A 19,534-nucleotide genomic window follows, 5' to 3' on the forward strand; every position below is an offset into this window, starting at 1 on the left:
GTAGCATGAAATGGGCAGGAATGCTCGTACAACCCATACAAGGAGTGGAACGCTATGGAGCTTGCATTGAACCGAGATCATCTGAGCTGCTATGATACCGTACTGGACGCCACCGTTCTCCATGAAGAGACTATGGAAATGATTGTTCCTGACGCCTGCCCGGATATTCTCCGCATCGTCGATACCGCCGGGACCGTCTGCCTGAAGAGCAAGGAGGCCCAGGAGGGCCGGGTGGAGATCTCCGGCACCGTCCGCTGCGCCGTCCTCTATCTGCCCGACGGCGAGACCGGGGTGCGCCGCATTGAGGTGAATATCCCCTTCTTCTGCAGCGCCGACGGCACGGGCGTGGCTCCCGGCTGCGGCGTAGTGGCCGTCCCCAGCGTCCAGGCCGCCGAGACCCGCAGTATCAACCCCCGTAAGGTGCTGGTGCGGGTCAACCTGGCCGTGGCGGTCCGGGCTTACCGCAGCGCCGACACCGCCTTCTGTACCGGGGCGGAGGACGACAGCGCCGTGGAGCAGCTTCGCGAGAGCCGCAGCGCCTATATGGTCGCATGTGTGCAGGAAAAACCTTTTACATTTTCAGACGACCTCACCATCTCCGGAAGCCGCCCCGAGGCGGAGGAGCTTTTGAAGAGCAGCGTGGAGCTCATCTGCAATGAGTCCAAGATCATCGGCAACAAGCTGATTTTCAAGGGTGAGGCGGCGCTGAAGCTCCTCTACCGGAGCTCCGACGGCGCCATCGCCTCCACCGACTACGAGCTGCCCTTCTCCCAGATTATGGAGGTCAGCGGGGTCGAGGAGGAGGCCGACTGCGCCCTGGACGTTCTGCTCACCGATCTGAGCTGCAGTCTGGGCGCGGGGGACGGGCGGACCGTCTCGGTCTCCCTGGGCCTGCTGGCCCAGGCGGTAGTCCGGGAGGAGCGGTCGGTGGAGCTGCTGACCGATATCTACAGCGTCTCCAGCGAGCTCACCGCCGAGCTGCAGTCCTACACCATGAACCGCCTGCTGGAGCAGAATACCCGCCGCCAGGCGGCCCGTGAGGTCATTGAGACGGGCGTGCTGGCCAAGTCCACCCTGGATACCTATGTGAATCTGGGCGCCGTCAGCCAGATACGGGAGGGGGAGAAGCTGACCTTCTCCGCCGACGCGGTGGTTACCGTCGTCTATCTGGCGGAGGACGACGAGATCTACTCGGTGTCCCGGCAGATTGCGGTGCCCTGTCAGGCCGACGTGCCCGAGGGCTGCACCTGTACCTGCGGGTGCCGGAACGCGGGCGAGGCCTTTGCCACGCCTACCACCGGGGGCATTGAGGTCCGCTTTGAGCTGGACTTCCACTACATGGTCCAGTCCACCCAGCGGGTCACCGGGGTATGCGGCGTTCAGGTGAACGAGGCGCCTGTGGAGGAGAAGGGGCCCTCCATTGTCCTGCGGGCCGTGGCCGCGGAGCGGCTCTGGGATATCGCCAAGAGCTACCGCACCACCACGGCGGATATTATGCAGGCAAACGAGCTGGAGAGCGAGGAGGGCCTGTCGGGAAAGCTCCTGTTGATTCCCAGAAAGAGATGATCCCTGTCCCCGGGCGGCGCATTGCCGCCCGGGGATTTTTACGCACCGCCCGATTCTCTTGTCATAAACCACGGCTTATCCCCATACCTATATAGGGAAAAGCAGGCTTGCCCGGCCATGCCTGGAACGCGTGCAAGGAGGAGTCAAATTGGAACATCGTAAGATTTACGAGGATATTGCCCTGCGCACCGAGGGAGATATCTATATCGGCGTGGTGGGGCCGGTCAGAACGGGAAAATCCACCTTCATCAAGCGCTTTATGGAGACCCTGGTCATTCCCAACATTGAAAACGTCTACCGCAAGGAGCGGGCCCGCGACGAGCTGCCCCAGAGCGGCTCCGGCCGGACCATCATGACCGCCGAGCCCAAGTTCGTCCCCGAGGAGGCGGTGGAAATCGCCATGGACGACGGCGCGGCCTTCTCCGTCCGGCTCATCGACTGCGTGGGGTACATGGTCCCCGGCGCGGTGGGCCAGCTGGAGGACGATATGCCCCGCATGGTCACCACCCCCTGGTTCGACCACGAGATCCCCATGACCGAGGCCGCCGAGATCGGTACCCGCAAGGTCATCGCCGAGCACTCCACCATCGGCATCGTGGTCACCACCGACGGTACCGTCACCGATATCGCCCGGGAGGACTATCTGGAGGCCGAGGAGCGGGTGATCTCCGAGCTCAAGGAGCTGGGGAAGCCCTTTTTGGTGGTCCTCAACTCGGATAAGCCGAACTCCGAGCGGGCCAGGGCCATCCAGGCCGATATCTCCAGCCGGTACGATGTGACGTGTATCGCCGCCAACTGCCTGGAGCTGGATGAGAATGCCGTCACCAACATCATCAAGGGCGTGCTGTACGAGTTCCCCGTCAAGGAGCTGGACCTCTTTCTGCCCCCCTGGGTGGACGCCCTGCCCTACGACCACCCCATCAAGAGCGGCCTCTATACCGCCATCCGGGAGGGCGCCGCCGGGATGCGCCGCATCCGGGACGTGGAGAGGGCGGTCTCCGCCATAGGCGAGTGCGACAGCGTGTCCAGCGCCCGCGTCAGCTCCATCAGCCTGGGCACCGGGCTGGCCGCCGCCACGCTGGATCTGCCCCGCAGCCTGTTCTACGACACCATCTCCGAGCAGTCGGGCTTTACCATCCACGACGACGGCGACCTGATGGGCCTGCTGACCGAGCTCTCCTGCGTCAAACACGAGTACGACAAGGTGTCGGTGGCCCTGAAGGAGGTCCGGGAGACCGGGTACGGCATCGTCATCCCCAGCACCGACGAGCTCACCCTTGAGGAGCCGGAGATTGTCAAGCAGGGCGGACGCTACGGCGTGCGCCTCAAGGCCAGCGCCCCCAGCATCCATATGATCCGCGCCGACATCGAGACAGAGGTCTCGCCCATTGTGGGCAATGAGAAGCAGTCGGAGGAGATGGTGAACTTCCTGCTCCAGGAGTTCGAGGGGGACACCGCGAAAATCTGGCAGTCCAACATCTTCGGAAAGTCCTTCCACGAGCTGGTCAGCGAGGATCTGCATACCAAGCTGCTGCGGATGCCCGACGACGCCCGCTCCAAGCTCCAGGAGACCCTGACCCGCATCATCAACGAGGGCTCCGGCGGACTCATCTGCATTATACTGTAACACATTCGGAAAAAGGCGAGAGGGATTCCCCTCCGCCGGAAAACCAGGAACAGCGAATAGAGGGACGGCCCGCAGCAGGTGCGCTGCGGGCCGTCCCTCTATTCGCCTGTGCCTGCCAGTTCCCGCAGCGCGGCGGTGGAGCGTATTTTGAGGGATTTATACCCCGTCTCCACAGTGCCCGCCCGGGCCAGCTCACCCAGCACCCGGCTCACGGTGACCCGGCTCACCCCCACGGAGGAACCGATCTCCTCATGGGTGCAGCGGAGGACGCCGTGCTCGTCGGCGGGGAGGGAGAGGAGGTGCCGGGCGATGCGCTGGTCAGCCTGCAAAAAGCTGCCGTCCACATGGGCGGAGAGGAGCCGGATAGTCCGGGCCAGGTATTCCAGCATGGACACGGCCAGATCGGGGTATCTGGCAAAGACCGCCGCCAGGTGGGGCCGGTCCACCGCCACCAGTTCGCATCTGGTCACCGCCACCGCCGAGGACACCCGGGGCTGCCCGTCAAAGAACGCGGCCTCGCCGATGAGGTCGCCGCCGTGGTGGAGGGTGAGGGTGCGCTCGTCTCCGTCCTCGGAGGAGAGAAAACACTTTACCGTACCCTTTAGGATGTAGTAGAATTGAAGGGCCTCGGTATCCTGGAGATAGATGAGCTGGCCGGGCACGTACTGCTGCGCGGCCCGGCCCTCCGCCAGGGGACGCCAGGTATCCATGGAAATCACCTGCCAATCTGCAATTCTTTCTGACAGGTTGATTGTATCACGCTTTACATTCTTTTTGCAAGCCGTCTGGCATACTGAAAATACGAAAAACGACAGGAGGGACCATTCATGGGAATGACCATGACCCAAAAGATTCTCGCCAAGCACGCGGGACTGGACCAGGTGGAGGCCGGGCAGCTCATTGAGGCCAGGCTGGACATGGTGCTGGGCAACGACATCACCGCTCCCGTAGCCATTACGGAATTCAGGAAAGCGGGCCTGACGGAGATTTTCCACAGGGACAAAATCGCCATCGTCCTCGACCACTCCGTCCCCTGCAAGGACATCAAGTCCGCCCAGCTCTGCGCCCAGGCCAGAGACTTCGCCAGGGAGTATCACATCACCCATTTCTACGACGTGGGGCAGATGGGCGTGGAGCACGCCCTCCTGCCCGAGAAGGGCCTGGTGGCTCCGGGCGAGGCCATCATCGGCGCGGACTCCCACACCTGTACATACGGCGCGCTGGGCGCCTTCTCCACCGGTGTGGGCTCCACCGACATGGCCGCCGGCATGGCGACCGGCCTGGCCTGGTTCAAGGTTCCTCCCGCTCTTAAGGTGACCCTTAAGGGCAGGCTGCGTCCCTTCGTCTCCGGCAAGGACGTGATGCTCCACCTCATCGGCCTCATCGGCGTGGACGGCGCGCTCTACAAGTCCCTGGAGTTTACCGGAGAGGGTGTAAGCGCCCTCTCCATGGACGACCGCTTCACCATCTCCAACATGGCCATTGAGGCCGGCGGCAAGAACGGCATCTTCCCGGTGGACGGCGTAACCCGCGCCTACCTGGACGGCCGGGTGGACCGCCCCTGGGAGTCCTTCGAGGCCGACCCCGACGCGGTGTACGAGCGGGAGGTGGTCATCGACCTCAATGAGCTGAAGTCCACCGTGGCCCTGCCCCATCTGCCCTCCAACACCCGCACCGTGGACCAGGTGGCGGGCACCCCCATCCAGCAGGTCATCATCGGCTCGTGCACCAACGGGCGGCTGGAGGATATGCGCCAGGCAGCTGAGGTCCTCAAGGGCCGCAAGGTGGCGCCCGGCGTGCGCTGCATCGTCTTCCCGGCCACCCAGCAGATCATGCTGGACGCCATGAGGCTGGGTTACGTTGAGACCTTTATCCAGGCCGGCTGCGCCGTTTCCACGCCCACCTGCGGCCCCTGTTTGGGCGGCCATATGGGCGTCCTCTCCGACGGGGAGAGGGCCATCTCCACCACCAACCGCAACTTCGTGGGCCGCATGGGACCCGTCAGCTCGGAGATCATCCTGGCCAGCCCCTCCGTGGCCGCCGCCTCCGCCGTCACCGGTGTGGTGACCGATCCGGCTACCCTGTAAGGAGAATACGGATTGCGAACCGGCCCGCGGGCTGGTTCGCAGTGACGCATCCCCGTCTTTGAAGAAAGGAATGAGACCATGAAGGTTTATAAATACGGCGACAACGTGGATACCGACGTCATTATTCCCGCCCGCCACCTCAACAATCCCGACCCCAAGGCCCTGGCCTCCCACTGTATGGAGGACATCGACGCCGACTTCGCCTCCACAGTGGAGGAGGGGGACATCATTGTGGCCGGGGCCAACTTCGGCTGCGGCTCCTCCCGTGAGCACGCGCCGGTTTCCATCAAGGCCTGCGGTGTGAAGTGCGTCATCGCCGCCTCCTTCGCCCGGATTTTCTACCGCAACTCCATCAACATCGGCTTCCCCATCATGGAGTGCCCGGAGGCTGCCGCAGAGATCCAGGCGGGGGACAAGGTCAGTGTGGATTTCGCCACCGGCGTCATCACCGACGAGACCCTGGGCAAGACCTGGGAGGCCGCGCCCTTCCCGGCGTTCATCAACGGCATCATTGAAAACGGCGGACTGCTCAAATCCCTGAAGGCCCGGGGGATTGCAAAATGAATTATAAAATAGCCCTCATCAAAGGCGACGGCATCGGCCCCGAGGTGGTGAACGAGGCCGTCGGCGTGCTGGAGGCCGTGGGAGAGAAGTTCGGTCATACCTTTGAATATGTGGACGTGCTCCTGGGCGGCTGCGCCACCGACGCGGTGGGGAAGAGCTATCCCGACGATACCGCCGAGAAGTGCAGAACCTGCGACGCAGTGCTCCTGGGCGCTGTGGGCGGCCCCAAGTGGGGCTCCGACAAGCCCGCGGAGCAGCGGCCCGAGACCGCCCTCCTGGCCATCCGCCGGGACCTGGGGCTCTACGCCAATCTGCGCCCCGCCGTGCTCCGCCCCGCCATGGCCGACGCCTGCCCGCTGAAAAAGGAGACCGCCGAAAAGGGCATTGACCTGATGATGGTCCGGGAGCTGACCGGCGGCGTGTACTTCGGCAAGCGGGACCGCTACCAAACCCCCGACCGGGGCGTGGAGTGCACCGACCTGATGGCCTACTCCGAGCAGGAGATTGAGCGCATCGGCCGCCGCGCCTTCGAGATGGCCCGCCTGCGGGGGAAGAAGCTCGCCAGCGTGGACAAGGCCAACGTGCTGGAGACCTCCCGCCTCTGGCGGGAGGTGATGCACCGCCTGGCCGGGGAGTATCCCGACGTGGCCTACTCCGACGTGCTGGTGGACAACTGCGCCATGCAGCTGGTCCGGGACCCCTCTCAGTTCGACGTGGTGGTCACCGAGAATATGTTCGGCGACATCCTCTCCGACGAGGCGTCCATGATCACCGGCTCCATCGGTCTGCTGCCCTCCGCCTCCATCGGCGATACCGCCCCCGGCCTCTACGAACCCATCCACGGCTCCGCGCCCGACATCGCGGGCCAGGACAAGGCCAACCCCATCGCCACCATTCTGTCCGTCGCCATGATGATGCGCTACTCCTTCCAGCGCCCCGGCGAGGCCGCCGCCATTGAGCGCGCCGTGGACGCGGTGCTGGCCGAGGGCTGGCGCACCGCCGATATCGCCGGGCCGGGCGTGACTCCCATCGGGACCAGGCGGATGGGCGAGCTGATTCGCGGCAGGATTGAAGCGATGGCCTGATGCGCTCAGGCCCCATCCCGCGCCGCGTCATCTCCGCGCCCGCAGCCCGCTAGGGGAGGCGTCGGCCCCGGCGACGAATTTCCCGATAACGGCGGAGACGGCTTCAGCCGCCTCCGCCGTTTCCCTTGCCAAGCGCCCTGTTTTCTGCTAAAATCCTTTTACTATCTGGAGAAGGGAAGTGGCGCGCATGGTACTTGCCATCGACGTGGGCAACTCCACCACCACCATCGGCCTCTTTGACGAGAGCGGAGTACTGCATCTGCGGTCCGACCTGACGACCAGCCAGCGGAGCACCCGGGACCAGTGCGCGGTTTCTCTGCGCGGCGTCTTCGACCTCTACGGGGCGGACCTCCGGGCCGTCACCGGCTGCATTATCTCCAGCGTAGTCCCGCCCGTCACCGCCGCCATCTGCGGCGCGGTGGAACTGCTCACCGGCAGGGAGCCCATGCTCATGGGCCCAGGCGTGAAGACCGGGCTGAACATCAAGTCGGATATCCATACCCAGATGGGCACGGATATCGTTGCTTACTCGGTGGGCGCCATCGCTCAATACCCCGGCCCCATCATCGTGGTGGACCTGGGCACGGCGGTCACCATGTCCTATCTGCGGGAAAACGTGTACGAGGGCTGCGTCATCATGCCCGGCATCCGCATTGCGCTGGACGCCCTGTCCGACCGGGCCGCCGCCCTGCCCCGTATCTCCATTGAGCCGCCGGAGGACCTTCTGGGGCACAATACGGTGGGAGCCATGCGCTCCGGCGTGGTCTACGGCAACGCCAGCATGATTGACGGCATGATTGCGCGCATGGAGGAGGCCGCCGGACCCGCCGCTGCGGTGGTGGGCACCGGAAACGCCGCTCCCGACGTGCTGAAATACTGTAGGCGTGAAATTCACTACGATGCCGATCTGCTGCTGAACGGGCTCTATCTGATCTATAAGAAGAACACCGTGGGAAAGCAGCGGAAGGGGTAAAGCCTGCGGGCCGGGGTTCCGGGCCGCTCTGCCAGTGCTCAACGGCTCTCGCGGGCCGTGAGTAAATAAATTGCCCTGCATCCGAGTTCCCGGGACCGCGTCCCGATGAGTGAGGAGCGGGAGCAGGAGGTTTTTCACATGATCATGAATCACAGCAAGACCCAGCGCATGACGGGACTGGCCCTCTTTACGGGCATCATTGTCGTCCTGCAAGTCATCGGCACCTTTGTCAAGTTCGGCCCCTTTTCCATCACGCTGACCCTGATCCCCATCGTGGTGGGCGCGGCGATCTACGGGCCGAAATCCGGCGCCTATCTGGGCGGCGTGTTTGGCTTCGTCGTGCTGGTGGCCTGCATTTTCGGCTGGGACATGGGCGGGGCCGTCCTCTGGAATGCCCAGCCGCTCCTGACCGCCGTGGTGTGCCTGGGAAAGGGCGTTCTGGCGGGCCTCGCCGCGGGGGACGTCTACCGTGCGCTGTCTCGGCGCAGCACGACGGCGGCGGCCATATCGGCAGCCGTCGTCAGTCCGGTGGTCAATACCGGGCTCTTTCTGCTGGCGCTCTACTTCCTGTTTTATGACGTGCTGGTCTCCTGGGCCACCGGGGCCGGGGCCGATATCGCCACCTACATCCTGACCGGACTGGTGGGGGTCAACTTCGTTCTGGAGCTGGGCGTCAACATGGTGCTCAGCCCTGTTGTGGTGCGCATCATCCACGCGCGGAAGGCCATGCCCAACCGGCGCGCCTGAATTGGAATCCATACAAAAAGCTGTGTCTTTTGTTTAAAAGGCACAGCTTTTTTCCTGAAAATCCGCCGTAAAATCGAAACTTGGAGAATTGCGCCTGGTGTGCAATCTCATGCTTGCAATATTGCATATCGCCGCATATAATGTTTCTAGTTGAGCTTTCCTTCGGCCGACAGACGGCTGCCCTTGCCCGCTGAGGGAATACTGGGAGGAGAAACACCATGAAAGAGCTGTCCCGCATCGCAAGCGCCATCCAGCCGTCCGCCACCATGGCCATCGACAGTCTGTTCAAGCAGATGAAGGCCGAGGGCGTGGACGTGATCGGTTTCGGCGCGGGTGAGCCTGATTTTAATACCCCGGATGAGATAAAGGCGGCGGGCGCAGCCGCAATTGAGCAGAATTTTACCCGCTACACACCCGCCGCCGGCACGGTGGAGCTGCGCCAGGCCGTGTGCGACCGTATGAAGGCCGACTGCGGCCTCATCTATAAGCCCAGCCAGATTGTGGCCGCCAGCGGCGCCAAGCACGCGGTATACCTGGCCCTCCGCGCGCTGGTTAACCCCGGCGACGAGGTCATTCTCCCCGCGCCCTACTGGGTGAGCTATATCGAGCTGATTCAGATGATGGGCGGCGTGCCTGTGGTGGTCACCGCCACCGAGGAGGAGCACTTCAAGCTCACCGCCGAGAAGCTGGCCGCCGCCATCACCCCCAAAACCAAAGCCCTGATTCTTAATAACCCCTCCAACCCCACCGGCATGATGTACGGCAGGGAAGAGCTACAGGCCATCGCCGGGCTCTGCGTGAAAAACGAGATCTATGTGGTGGACGACGAGATCTATTACGGCCTGGTCTACGACGGGCGCGAGTTCGTCTCACTGGCGTCCCTGGGGGAGGAGATTCAGGACTTGACCGTCCTCGTCAACGGCGTCTCAAAGTCCTACGCCATGACCGGCTGGCGCATCGGCTACGCCTGCGCCAACGATCAGATCGCCAAAATAATGGCCAACTATGTCAGCCACTCCACCGGCTCTCCCTGCGCCATCTCCCAGAAGGCGTCCGTGGAGGCCCTCACCGGCTCGCAGGCCAAGATAGAGACCATGCGCCAGGCCTTTGAGGCGCGCCGCAACGCCATGGTGGAGGGGATGAACGCCATACCGGGCGTGAGCTGCCTCAAGCCGGAGGGCGCGTTCTATGTGATGATGAACCTGAAGGACATTTTGGGCAGTACCCTCCACGGTGTGAAAATCGAGTCTGCCGAGGACTTTGCCGCCCTGTTCCTGAAGAAGGGCCTTGTGGCCGTGGTGCCGGGCACCAGCTTCGGCGCGCCAGGCTTCGTCCGCTGGTCCTACGCCTGCTCCATGGACAATATCAAAGAGGGCCTGGCCCGGCTCGCCAAATTTCTTACAGAATAACGAATGCCCGAAGCGGGGTTGGCCTTGTGCCGACCCCGCTTTTGTGGTATTCTGTTACCGAACGTGAAAAGATAAAGCCAGGCGTCGAACAGCGTCCCCATACCGATGAAAACGAGGTTACTCCATGAGCGACAAGGCCGTCTATGAGAGTCCGCTCTCCTCCCGCTATGCCAGCGGCGAGATGCAGTTTATTTTCTCCCCGGACAAGAAATTCACCACCTGGCGCCGACTCTGGATCGCCCTGGCCCGGGCCGAGATGGAGCTGGGCCTCCCGGTGACCCAGGCCCAGGTCGGCGAGCTGGAGGCCCATGCAAACGACGTGGACTACGCCTGCGCCGCCAGGTGGGAGGAGAAGCTGCGCCACGACGTGATGGCGCATATCCATGCCTGGGGGGAGATTTGCCCCAACGCCATGCCCATTATCCACCTGGGCGCCACAAGCTGCTACGTGGGGGACAATACCGACGTAATTCTCATGCGTGAGGCCCTGCTCCTGGTCCGGGACAAGCTGGTACGGGTGCTCGCCGCCCTGGCTCCCTTTGCGGAGCGGTACAAGGCCCTGCCCACCCTGGGCTTCACCCACTTCCAGAGCGCCCAGCTTGTGACGGTGGGAAAGCGCGCCACACTCTGGATGAACGAGCTGCTGATGGACCTCGACGAGGTGAATCACCGCATCTCCACCCTGAAGCTCCTGGGCTCCAAGGGCACCACCGGCACCCAGGCCAGCTTCCTGGAGCTCTTCGGGGGCGACCACGAAAAGGTGAAAGCCCTGGAGGCCAAAATTGCCGCCGAGATGGGCTTTGACGGCGTGGTCAGCGTCTCCGGCCAGACCTACTCCCGGAAGATGGATTACGGCGTGCTGTCCACTCTCTCCGGCATCGCGCAGTCGGCCAGCAAATTCGCCACCGACATGCGGCTGCTGTGCCACCTCAAGGAGGTGGAGGAGCCCTTTGAGCAAAGCCAGATTGGCTCCTCCGCCATGCCCTACAAGCGCAACCCCATGCGCTGCGAGCGTATCTGCGCCCTGAGCCGCTATGTGATGGCCGACGCCGTGAACCCTGCCGTCACCGCCGCCAGCCAGTGGTTTGAGCGCACCCTGGACGACTCCGCCAACAAGCGGCTCTCCGTACCGGAGGCCTTTCTGGCGGTGGACGCCATTTTGAATCTCTACGCCAACGTTGCCTCCGGGCTGGTGGTTCATGAGAAGGTCATTGAGAAGCACGTGCTGGAGGAGCTGCCCTTCATGGCCAGCGAAAATATCCTGATGGACGCGGTGAAGCGGGGCGGAAACCGCCAGGACCTCCACGAGCGCATCCGGGTCCACTCGCTGGAGGCGGGCAGGAATGTGAAGGACCTGGGCCTGCCGAACAACCTCATCGATCTCATCGCCGGGGACCCCATGTTCGGCATGAGCAGGGAGGAGCTGACCGCCCACCTGGAGCCGGGCCGCTATATCGGCCGCTGCCCTCAGCAGGTGGAGGAGTTCCTGGCGGCAGACGTGGCCCCCGTGCTGGAGAAATACCCCGGGGCGGCCCTGGGCAAAAACGCAGACTTGAAGGTCTGAGCAATCCGGAATGCCCCTGCGCAGAGGGGACGCCTGACTCTGCCGGGCATGGGATTTCTCCGGCCATATCTTCTATCATTATGGAGGTCTTTTACTATGCACAACGCGGTCAAGCGCATTGGCGTCCTCACCAGCGGCGGCGACGCCCCCGGAATGAACGCCGCCATCCGTTCGGTGGTCCGCACGGCGATGCATATGGGTATTGAGTGCCTGGGCGTCCGCCGGGGATTCAACGGCCTCATCACCGGGGACATCATCCCTATGGACTTTGTCCAGACCAGCGGCCTCATCGCCCACGGCGGAACCACCCTCTTCACCGCCCGGAGCGAGGAGTTCCGCACGGAGGAGGGCCGGAGAAAGGCCGCCGCCACCTGTAAGCTCTTCGGGCTGGACGGCATTGTGGGCATCGGCGGCGACGGCACCTACCGGGGCCTCATGGAGTTCTGCAACCAGGAGGGCGTGGCCGTGGTGGGCATGCCCGGCACCATCGACAACGACATCGCCTGTACCGACTATACCATCGGCTACGACACAGCCTGCAACACTGCCCTGGACTCCATCGATAAGCTGAAGGACACCATGCAGTCCCATGAGCGCTGCAGCGTGGTGGAGGTCATGGGCCGCCACGCGGGCCATCTGGCCCTCTATGTGGGCATGGCCTGCGGCGCCACCGCCGTGCTGATCCCCGAGAAGGAGATTGACTTTGAGCGGGACGTGGTGGAGCCTATCCGGGCCGCCCGCCTGGGCGGGCGCACCCACTTCATGGTCATCGTGGCCGAGGGTGTGGGCAGCTCCTACGACGTGGCCGCCAAGATTAGGGACGCCACCGGCCTGGACCCCCGCGTCACTGTCCTGGGCCATGTGCAGCGGGGCGGGTCCCCCTCCGCCCGGGACCGCATGGTCGCTACATATATGGGCTATAACGCCGTCCATCTGCTGGCCCAGGGCAAGTCCAACCGGGTCGTCGCCTACAAGGACGGCGAGTACGTGGACTTCGATATCAACGAGGCCCTCGCCATGAGGAAGGGCATCGATGAGAATGCCTACCGGGTTCTCAGGGCCCTCACCGGAGTCGCCGCGGAGTAACGGATCAGATACCAAAAGCGCCGGGGGATATCAGACTCCCCGGCGCTTTTTCAAATATGCAGGAGGAGACGCGTATGAAGGAGCAATGGAGAACCTACCCGCAGTACGCGGCCTGCGGGCTCAACTGCGCCCTGTGCCCCATGTACCACCGGGACGACGGCAAACCCGGCTGCCCCGGCTGCGGCGGTGCGGGGCACGCCACCTGTGCGCTGACCCGCTGCGGCGCGGAGCACGGCGTGGAGTACTGCTTCCAGTGCGAGGATTACCCCTGCCCCCGCTGCAAGGCCGATGAGCCTTACGACTCCTTTATCACCTACCGCAGCGTAAAGCGGGACTTCGCCAGGGCGAGACAGGACGGGCTGGAGCGCTATATCGCCGCGCTGGGCGAGAAGGAGCGGCGCCTGCGCTTTCTGCTGGCGCACTACAACGACGGGCGGAAAAAGAGCTTCTACTGCCTGGCGGTGAATCTGCTGGAGCCGGAGGACACGGACGCGGTCCTGTCCCGCCTGGCCCGGGAGGCCGCGCCCGACGCCCTGACCCCCAAGGAGCGCGCAGCCGCGGCTGTAAAGCTCTTTGAAGCCGCCGCAGCAGAGCGGGGCGTCGTTCTCAAGCTGAACCGAAAGAAATAGGCGCCGACAGCCTGAACCGGGCGCGGCGCTCCTGACGCGCAGCACGGCATGAACCCCCCGCCCGGAATGCATTCCGGGCGGGGGGTTCATGTTCAGCTTGCCTTCGGATATCCGCTGTCCTCCCCGGCGGCCTCCTCCGGCTTCTCCTCTTCCGACGGCTGTTTCCTCACGGTCCCCGAGAGGAAGAGCGCGGCCTTGGCGCAGGCGGGCCCCACCATCTCATAGAGCACACCCGAGGAGAGGATGATGGTGGAGACCATCAGCCCCTCAGGGCCGGGCAGGATACGCTCCGCCAGGGCGGCCAGGCCGATGGATACCCCGGCCTGGGGCACCAGCGCCAGACCCAGCCAGCGGCGCGTGGAGGCCTGGGTGCGGCAGACCGCGCAGCCTGCCCACGCGCCCAGATACTTGCCCAGGATGCGCACGAAGAAGTAGCACACGCCAATCAGCCCCGCGGTGGCCAGCATGGGCACCTGGAGCCGCGCCCCGGACAGGACGAAGAAAATGAGCAGGATGGGCGGCGTGGCGTCGCTCACCTCTTCAAAGGTCAGCTTCCGCCCACCGGCGTTGATATAGGCGGTCCCCACGGCCATGCAGGCGAGCAGGGGGGAGATGTCCACTATGGCGCAGAGCCCCGTGATGGCCAGCAGAACCGCTATGACAAGCACCAGACGGTGCTCTCTGGAGCGGCTGCCGTCCACCAGGGCGTGGAGCAGCAGCCCGGCCAGAACACCGCCCAAAACGGCCGCCGCGCTCCACAGCAGGGGTGCGAGCAGGGTCATGGGTCTCACGGCACCGGCGCCGTCCACGGCGGATACCATGGCGCTGCACATGCTGAAGGCCACCAGCGCCACCGCGTCGTCCAGCGCCACAATCTGCACAATCAGATTGACGAAGGGCCCTTTGGCCCGGTACTGCCGGATGGTCATGATGGTGGACGCGGGGGCCGTGGCGGAGGAGATGGCCCCCAGCAGGAGGCAGAAGGGGAGGGGCAGGCGGAATACCAGCAGCATGGCGGCGGTGACCGCGCCAAAGGCCGCCAGGGCCTCAAGCAGCGTGATGACGATGACCTTGGCCCCGGTCTCTTTCAGCTTCTCCAGCTTGAAGTACCGGCCTACTCCGAAGGCGATGAAGGCCAGTGCAATATCTGTCACGAAGTCCATCCCGTCGATCACGCTCCCGGGGACCAGACCCAGGACATACGGTCCGACGGCAATGCCCGCCAGGATATACCCCGTCACATTGGGCAGCCGGAGCTTTTGGGTCAGCCTGGTCGCCAGGAACCCGGCCAGAAGCATGATGGACAGCGACAGTATGATTTCAGCCGCAGGGCTGTTCAGTGCGTCGAGATGCAGCATAGCGATGACTTCCTTTCTGAGCACAGGGGAGGCGGCGCCCTCTCCTTTACCATATTGATTATAGGAAGCCAGTGTGATAGAATCAAATTATAATATATTGGATTATCATAAATAGTATTTATATTGAGCAGGAAGGAGGCGGGACCCATGGTGGATGCAAAAGTCAAGACACTGCTGACAGTGGTCCAGACGGGCAGCTTCACCAAGGCGGCGGAGGCCTTGAATCTGACCCAGCCTGCCGTGAGCCACCATATCCGGCAGCTGGAGCAGGAGTTCGGCATTAAAATCTTTCAAAAGGGCAAGAAGTCCCTGTCTGTCACGCCCGAGGGGGAGATTCTGCTCAAATATGCCGGGCGTATCACAGCCATTGAAAACAACTGCCGTCAGGCGCTGGAGGATCACCGCACCAAGACCCGGCACCTCAATATCGGGATTACCCGGACGGCGGGGGAGAACCTGATGACCCAGGTGCTGGCCCTCTACTGCAGCGAGCACACCCAAACTCACATTAATGTTTATACTGATACCATTCAAAATCTTTATACAAAGCTGGGACTCTACGAGCTGGACCTGGCCATTGTGGAGGGCATCCTGCCCGACAGCCGCTACCGCTCCGTCCTGCTGGACACCGACTACCTCTGCCTGATTGTCGCGCCGGAGCACCCCTTCGCCGCCCGGCAGAGCGTCCTGCTCAGCGAGCTGAAGCGGGAGAAGCTGATTCTCCGCCCGCCGATGGCGGGGACCAGGGTGCTCTTCGAGAGCTTTCTCATGAGCCACGGGGAGACCATCAGCAATTTCAACGTCATCATGGAGATGGACAACATCGCCATGATTAAAAATCTGGTCTCCATGAATCTGGCGGTCTCCGTCATCGCCCACAGCGCCTGCCGGGAGGAGCTGCGCTCCGGGCGTCTGGCGGCGGTCCCCATTGAAAACGCCAACATGACCCGGGAGATCAACATGGTCTACCACCACGATTTTTCCCACCTGGACCTGCTGGAGGAGCTGTCGCGGATCTACGCGCGGATCTACTGAATGCGGACATATCTCCCGATGTCCGCGCAGCAAGGCGGCTTTCGCTGCCACCCCTGCGCGGCCTGGCGGCAAAAAAGTCCTCCGGCGGATAGCCGGAGGACTTTTTCATCTTGCGCTTACATATCGGTGGTAAGGACCTTCTTGAGGGTGGCGAAGCGGGGGAGGGAGGAATTCTTGGGGCCGGTGGGCTCGCCCTGGATCAGGGGGAGCGCGTAGTCGATGAAAGGCTGCTCTATGCCGTTGCCCGCGGCGTTGATCCACTCACGGGGCACCTTCTTTTCAAAGTTGGCGCAGATGTCCAGGGGCTTGAGGGCGATCTTGCACTCGTACATGCCGCCCTCGCGGGTGCAGTCGAAGGCCACCATCTTATCGGTCTCGCCGGACACGGCGGCCTCCACGGCGGCCTGACCGGCCATATAGGCCTCCTCAATGTCCCGAGCGGAAGCCACGTGGGAGCCGCAGCGCTGGAGCAGGGAGAGCTCGATGCCGCGGACCTTGGCGCCGGTCTTCTCCTTGATGACCTCGGCCAGCATCACGGCCAGTCCGCCCAGCTGGGCGTGGCCGAAGCCGTCGGTGGCGGAGGTGGAGGCCTCGGAGACGAAGCGGCCGTCGGCATAGTGGATGCCCTCGGACACGGCCACCATGCACTTACCGGTCTTGTTGTAGATGGCGGTCACGTCGGCGATAAACTTGTCCATGTCGAAGTCGGTCTCGGGCAGGTAGATGAGGTCGGGGCCGTACCCGGCCCAGGTGGCCAGCCCGGCGGCGGCGGTGAGCCAGCCGGCGTGGCGGCCCATGACCTCTACCACGGTCACCATGCCGGTGTCGTACACGTGGGCGTCACGGTGGACCTCCATGCAGGAGGTGGCGATGAACTTGGCGGCGGAGGCGAAGCCGGGGCAGTGGTCGGTGCCGTTGAGGTCGTTGTCGATGGTTTTGGGCACGCCCATCACGCGGCACTCATAGCCCACCTTCTGCATATACTTGGAGATCTTGTTGCAGGTGTCCATGGAGTCGTTGCCGCCGTTGTAGAAGAAGTAACGCACGTCGTACTTCTTGAAGATCTCCAGAATACGCTTGTAGTCGGTGTCATCCTTGTCGGGATCAGCCAGCTTATAGCGGCAGGAGCCCAGGGCGGAGGAGGGCGTGTAACGCATCAGGCTCAGCTCCTCGCGGTCCTCCTGGGCCATATCGTAGAGCTTGTCGTCCAGCACGCCCTTAATGCCGTGGGCGGCGCCCAGAACACGGGTGATTACGCCGGAATCCAGGGCGGTCTCGATGACGCCCAGTGCACTGGAATTGATAACAGCGGTGGGGCCGCCGGACTGGCCGATGATACACGCGCCTCTCAGTTCACTCATAACAATTTACTTCCTCTCTAGTTTTGATCTGTTTTTGCGATAAGTCTGAGATAAATTCTATTTCTGCGGAAATATTCTAGCATATACTCTTGCAATTATCAATCAGAACTGATAGAATCATGGTGCAAAATTTGAAAGGAGATGTTTCCTATGCCTTTGGTCACATCTACGGAAATGTTTAAGAAGGCTTACGACGGCGGTTACGCCATCGGCGCCTTCAACGTGAACAACATGGAAATCGTGCAGGGCATCACTGAGGCCGCCAAGGACCTCAACGCCCCCCTGATTCTTCAGGTCTCCAAGGGAGCCCGCGCCTACGCCAACCATACTTATCTCATTAAGCTGGTGGAGGCCGCCGTCATCGAGACCGGCCTTCCCATCGTGCTCCACCTGGACCACGGCGACAGCTTTGAGACCTGCAAGAGCTGCATCGACGGCGGCTTCACCTCCGTCATGATCGACGCCAGCTCCAAGCCCTTTGCCGAGAACATTGAGATCACCAGGAAGGTCGTGGAGTACGCCCACGACCACGGTGTGGTGGTCGAGGCCGAGCTGGGCGCTCTGGCCGGCGTGGAGGACGAGGTCAATGTCTCTGCCGAGAACTCCTCCTACACCCGCCCCGAGGAAGTCCAGGAGTTTGTCTCCAAGACCGGCTGCGACTCCCTGGCCATCGCCATCGGCACCAGCCACGGCGCTTACAAGTTCAAGCCCGGCACCAAGCCCCAGCTCCGTTTCGACATCCTGGAGGAGGTCTCCAAGCGCCTGCCCGGCTTCCCCATCGTGCTCCACGGTTCTTCCTCCGTGCCCCAGGAGTATGTCAAGATGATCAACGACAACGGCGGCAACATGCCCGGCGCCATCGGCGTGCCCGAGGACCAGCTCCGTCATGCCGCCTCTCTGTCCGTGTGCAAGATCAACATCGACTCCGATCTGCGCCTGGCCATGACCGGCACCATCCGCCAGTTCTTCGCTGAGCATCCCGACAAGTTCGACCCCCGCGAGTACCTGAAGCCCGCCCGCGCCAACATCAAGGAGCTCGTCAAGCACAAGATCACCGACGTGCTGGGCTGCGCCGGCAAGGCCTAAAACTGCACATTCAGAAGGGGAGAAGGGGAGACCTTCTCCCCTTCGTCTTTATGCAGGCCCTCTCCGACTATTACAGAAAGAAGGTCAGATTATGAGCGCCGACGCCCTGGAGCAGTATTTGAACGCAATGGGAATCATCGGCTGCAATGTGAATCCCTATCTGCCGGCTCTGGACGACCTGGGCTTTTGTTGGCAGGATATGACCGCTCTTTTGGACCGGCAGGGCCTGTTTACCGCCAAGGTATACCGCAGGCGTACCGTCTATCTCTCTCCGGAGGTCTACCATCTCCTCAGACAGCTGCGCGCCAGGCGGCCCATGCCCCCGGACGCCGCCGCGCTCCACGCCGTTCTGGGGGGGAGTCCGCCCCTGGAGACCGGGGAACTGAAGCGGCTCTCCCAGCTGGACGGCAGGACCTACGCGAAAGCCTTCGACTTCCTCATGGAGCACCTCTATATTACCGCAATCCGCAGCGGCCGCCGTCTCAATGAGAACTGGTCCACGCTCCTCTACGGCACGGCGGAGGCGTGGGAGGCTCAGGCTCCGCCGGCGCGGTCCTGCGACGACCCTGCGGCCGCCCTGCGCGCCATTCTGGGCCGGACACTGCCCGAAACCGAGGTTGCAAAGCTGCTCCGCTGAGCATAGGATGACGCAGTGAGAAGACGAAAGGATGGGTGCACTGTGTCGTCTGCTGTTATCCCGTATGACCGCAAGGCCGCCGTAGCCTACGCCCACAAGTGGGCCTTCGGCCGGAACCCGGCCTTCTATGACTATGAGGAAATCGGGGGCGACTGTACCAATTTCGCCTCACAATGCCTCTACGCCGGGACGGGTGTGATGAATTTTGAGCCCGTTTTCGGCTGGTATTATATCAATGCCAACCAGAAGTCGCCCTCGTGGACCGGGGTAGAGTATTTCTACAACTTCATTACCCGGATAGGGCAGACGCCCGGTCCCTTTGGTGTCGATACCACCTTGGAGCAGCTGGAGCCGGGAGATTTTGTACAGCTCCGGTTCAATAAAGAGGTGTTCGGTCACACCCCCATCATCGTGGCCATGGGGAATCCGCCCACGCTGGAGAATACGCTCATCGCCGCCCACTCCTATGACGCGGATTTCCGCCCGCTGAGTACTTATTACTTTCAGGAGATACGGTTTCTGCACATTTTGGGTGCCTATCCGCCCCTACCGCAGGGGAAATCGCAGCCATCGGCGTAAAAAAGCGCCATCCAACCGTAAATGAACAGCCCCAGTAAAAACGGACAATGACAAAATGCCCCCTGATGTAGGATAATAGAACTACATCAGGGGGTATTGTTATGAGCAAACGAAGCTATACAAAAATAGGAGCGATGGAGG

The 19,534-nt window shown here is 62.8% G+C and carries 18 protein-coding genes; 15 read left to right on the forward strand and 3 right to left on the reverse strand.

Features of this window, described 5'->3' with window-relative positions; translation table 11 throughout:
- Positions 1–54 precede the first annotated feature (54 nt).
- The gene (locus H8S62_RS13080; RefSeq protein ID WP_155146598.1) at positions 55–1,566 is read left to right on the forward strand and encodes a DUF3794 and LysM peptidoglycan-binding domain-containing protein; all 1,512 of its coding nucleotides are present in this window, start codon (positions 55–57) and stop codon (positions 1,564–1,566) included.
- Positions 1,567–1,714: 148 nt separating this feature from the next.
- Positions 1,715–3,193 carry a stage IV sporulation protein A gene (gene spoIVA, locus H8S62_RS13085; RefSeq protein WP_155146595.1) on the forward strand — a complete coding sequence of 493 codons (1,479 nt, stop codon included), beginning with the start codon at positions 1,715–1,717 and terminating at the stop codon, positions 3,191–3,193.
- A gap of 98 nt (positions 3,194–3,291) precedes the next feature.
- Here the strand turns inward: spoIVA and H8S62_RS13090 are convergent, their stop codons facing one another.
- Entirely contained in the window at positions 3,292–3,903 is a 612-nt protein-coding gene (locus H8S62_RS13090; protein ID WP_186919729.1) for a Crp/Fnr family transcriptional regulator, read from the reverse strand.
- 117 nt (positions 3,904–4,020) lie between these two features.
- On the opposite strand from H8S62_RS13090, the gene leuC reads away from it, so the two are divergent.
- The 9 genes from leuC (at position 4,021) to H8S62_RS13135 (ending at position 13,337) form a co-directional block, all read left to right on the forward strand.
- Positions 4,021–5,280, forward strand: coding sequence for a 3-isopropylmalate dehydratase large subunit (leuC, locus tag H8S62_RS13095; protein ID WP_186919731.1), 1,260 nt, complete (start codon positions 4,021–4,023; stop codon positions 5,278–5,280).
- 78 nt (positions 5,281–5,358) lie between these two features.
- Entirely contained in the window at positions 5,359–5,844 is a 486-nt protein-coding gene (locus H8S62_RS13100) for a 3-isopropylmalate dehydratase small subunit (RefSeq protein WP_155146590.1), read from the forward strand.
- Positions 5,841–6,929 carry a 3-isopropylmalate dehydrogenase gene (leuB, locus tag H8S62_RS13105; protein WP_155146588.1) on the forward strand — a complete coding sequence of 363 codons (1,089 nt, stop codon included), beginning with the start codon at positions 5,841–5,843 and terminating at the stop codon, positions 6,927–6,929. The genes H8S62_RS13100 and leuB overlap by 4 nt, the downstream gene beginning before the upstream one ends.
- Before the next feature lie 187 nt (positions 6,930–7,116).
- On the forward strand, positions 7,117–7,902 hold the full coding sequence (locus H8S62_RS13110; protein WP_155146586.1) for a type III pantothenate kinase: 786 nt from the start codon (positions 7,117–7,119) through the stop codon (positions 7,900–7,902).
- A 138-nt stretch (positions 7,903–8,040) separates the two neighbouring features.
- Positions 8,041–8,649, forward strand: a complete 609-nt coding sequence (locus H8S62_RS13115; protein ID WP_243141830.1) for an ECF transporter S component — start codon at positions 8,041–8,043, stop codon at positions 8,647–8,649.
- Between the two features lie 218 nt (positions 8,650–8,867).
- On the forward strand, positions 8,868–10,058 hold the full coding sequence (locus H8S62_RS13120; RefSeq protein ID WP_155146584.1) for a pyridoxal phosphate-dependent aminotransferase: 1,191 nt from the start codon (positions 8,868–8,870) through the stop codon (positions 10,056–10,058).
- A gap of 124 nt (positions 10,059–10,182) precedes the next feature.
- Entirely contained in the window at positions 10,183–11,622 is a 1,440-nt protein-coding gene (gene purB, locus H8S62_RS13125) for an adenylosuccinate lyase (RefSeq protein WP_155146582.1), read from the forward strand.
- A gap of 96 nt (positions 11,623–11,718) precedes the next feature.
- Positions 11,719–12,708: a 6-phosphofructokinase gene (pfkA, locus tag H8S62_RS13130; protein WP_155146581.1), complete on the forward strand. Its 990-nt coding sequence runs from the start codon at positions 11,719–11,721 to the stop codon at positions 12,706–12,708.
- A 74-nt stretch (positions 12,709–12,782) separates the two neighbouring features.
- Positions 12,783–13,337 (forward strand): DUF3795 domain-containing protein, encoded by a 555-nt coding sequence (locus H8S62_RS13135; RefSeq protein WP_155146579.1) that lies wholly within the window; start codon positions 12,783–12,785, stop codon positions 13,335–13,337.
- A gap of 92 nt (positions 13,338–13,429) precedes the next feature.
- On the opposite strand, the gene H8S62_RS13140 is transcribed toward H8S62_RS13135, so the two are convergent.
- Complete coding sequence (locus H8S62_RS13140) at positions 13,430–14,695, reverse strand: cation:proton antiporter (protein WP_155146577.1); 1,266 nt, start codon at positions 14,693–14,695, stop codon at positions 13,430–13,432.
- 147 nt (positions 14,696–14,842) lie between these two features.
- On the opposite strand from H8S62_RS13140, the gene H8S62_RS13145 reads away from it, so the two are divergent.
- The gene (locus H8S62_RS13145) at positions 14,843–15,730 is read left to right on the forward strand and encodes a LysR family transcriptional regulator (RefSeq protein WP_155146575.1); all 888 of its coding nucleotides are present in this window, start codon (positions 14,843–14,845) and stop codon (positions 15,728–15,730) included.
- Positions 15,731–15,846: 116 nt separating this feature from the next.
- Here the strand turns inward: H8S62_RS13145 and H8S62_RS13150 are convergent, their stop codons facing one another.
- Entirely contained in the window at positions 15,847–17,091 is a 1,245-nt protein-coding gene (locus H8S62_RS13150) for a 6-phosphofructokinase (protein WP_186919732.1), read from the reverse strand.
- A gap of 150 nt (positions 17,092–17,241) precedes the next feature.
- On the opposite strand from H8S62_RS13150, the gene fba reads away from it, so the two are divergent.
- The 3 genes from fba to H8S62_RS13165 all read left to right on the forward strand — a co-directional run bounded on the left by fba (position 17,242) and on the right by H8S62_RS13165 (position 19,393).
- A complete protein-coding gene (gene fba / locus H8S62_RS13155; RefSeq protein ID WP_155146572.1) occupies positions 17,242–18,177 on the forward strand; it encodes a class II fructose-1,6-bisphosphate aldolase in 936 nt (311 codons plus the stop codon).
- Between the two features lie 91 nt (positions 18,178–18,268).
- The gene (locus tag H8S62_RS13160) at positions 18,269–18,814 is read left to right on the forward strand and encodes a hypothetical protein (protein ID WP_186919734.1); all 546 of its coding nucleotides are present in this window, start codon (positions 18,269–18,271) and stop codon (positions 18,812–18,814) included.
- A gap of 42 nt (positions 18,815–18,856) precedes the next feature.
- Positions 18,857–19,393 (forward strand): amidase domain-containing protein, encoded by a 537-nt coding sequence (locus tag H8S62_RS13165; protein ID WP_186919735.1) that lies wholly within the window; start codon positions 18,857–18,859, stop codon positions 19,391–19,393.
- Positions 19,394–19,534: the final 141 nt, after the last annotated feature.

The organism is Lawsonibacter faecis (assembly GCF_014287675.1).
GTDB lineage: Bacteria > Bacillota > Clostridia > Oscillospirales > Oscillospiraceae > Pseudoflavonifractor > Pseudoflavonifractor faecis.

Excerpts from the sequence above, each read along its gene's own strand:
- H8S62_RS13080 (WP_155146598.1), top strand. The coding sequence starts at position 55 with ATGGAGCTTGCATTGAACCGAGATCATCTGAGCTGCTATGATACCGTA.
- H8S62_RS13090 (WP_186919729.1), bottom strand. The coding sequence starts at position 3,903 with ATGGATACCTGGCGTCCCCTGGCGGAGGGCCGGGCCGCGCAGCAGTAC.
- leuC (WP_186919731.1), top strand. The coding sequence starts at position 4,021 with ATGGGAATGACCATGACCCAAAAGATTCTCGCCAAGCACGCGGGACTG.
- H8S62_RS13100 (WP_155146590.1), top strand. The coding sequence starts at position 5,359 with ATGAAGGTTTATAAATACGGCGACAACGTGGATACCGACGTCATTATT.
- leuB (WP_155146588.1), top strand. The coding sequence starts at position 5,841 with ATGAATTATAAAATAGCCCTCATCAAAGGCGACGGCATCGGCCCCGAG.
- H8S62_RS13110 (WP_155146586.1), top strand. The coding sequence starts at position 7,117 with ATGGTACTTGCCATCGACGTGGGCAACTCCACCACCACCATCGGCCTC.
- H8S62_RS13115 (WP_243141830.1), top strand. The coding sequence starts at position 8,041 with ATGATCATGAATCACAGCAAGACCCAGCGCATGACGGGACTGGCCCTC.
- H8S62_RS13120 (WP_155146584.1), top strand. The coding sequence starts at position 8,868 with ATGAAAGAGCTGTCCCGCATCGCAAGCGCCATCCAGCCGTCCGCCACC.
- purB (WP_155146582.1), top strand. The coding sequence starts at position 10,183 with ATGAGCGACAAGGCCGTCTATGAGAGTCCGCTCTCCTCCCGCTATGCC.
- pfkA (WP_155146581.1), top strand. The coding sequence starts at position 11,719 with ATGCACAACGCGGTCAAGCGCATTGGCGTCCTCACCAGCGGCGGCGAC.
- H8S62_RS13135 (WP_155146579.1), top strand. The coding sequence starts at position 12,783 with ATGAAGGAGCAATGGAGAACCTACCCGCAGTACGCGGCCTGCGGGCTC.
- H8S62_RS13140 (WP_155146577.1), bottom strand. The coding sequence starts at position 14,695 with ATGCTGCATCTCGACGCACTGAACAGCCCTGCGGCTGAAATCATACTG.
- H8S62_RS13145 (WP_155146575.1), top strand. The coding sequence starts at position 14,843 with ATGGTGGATGCAAAAGTCAAGACACTGCTGACAGTGGTCCAGACGGGC.
- H8S62_RS13150 (WP_186919732.1), bottom strand. The coding sequence starts at position 17,091 with ATGAGTGAACTGAGAGGCGCGTGTATCATCGGCCAGTCCGGCGGCCCC.
- fba (WP_155146572.1), top strand. The coding sequence starts at position 17,242 with ATGCCTTTGGTCACATCTACGGAAATGTTTAAGAAGGCTTACGACGGC.
- H8S62_RS13160 (WP_186919734.1), top strand. The coding sequence starts at position 18,269 with ATGAGCGCCGACGCCCTGGAGCAGTATTTGAACGCAATGGGAATCATC.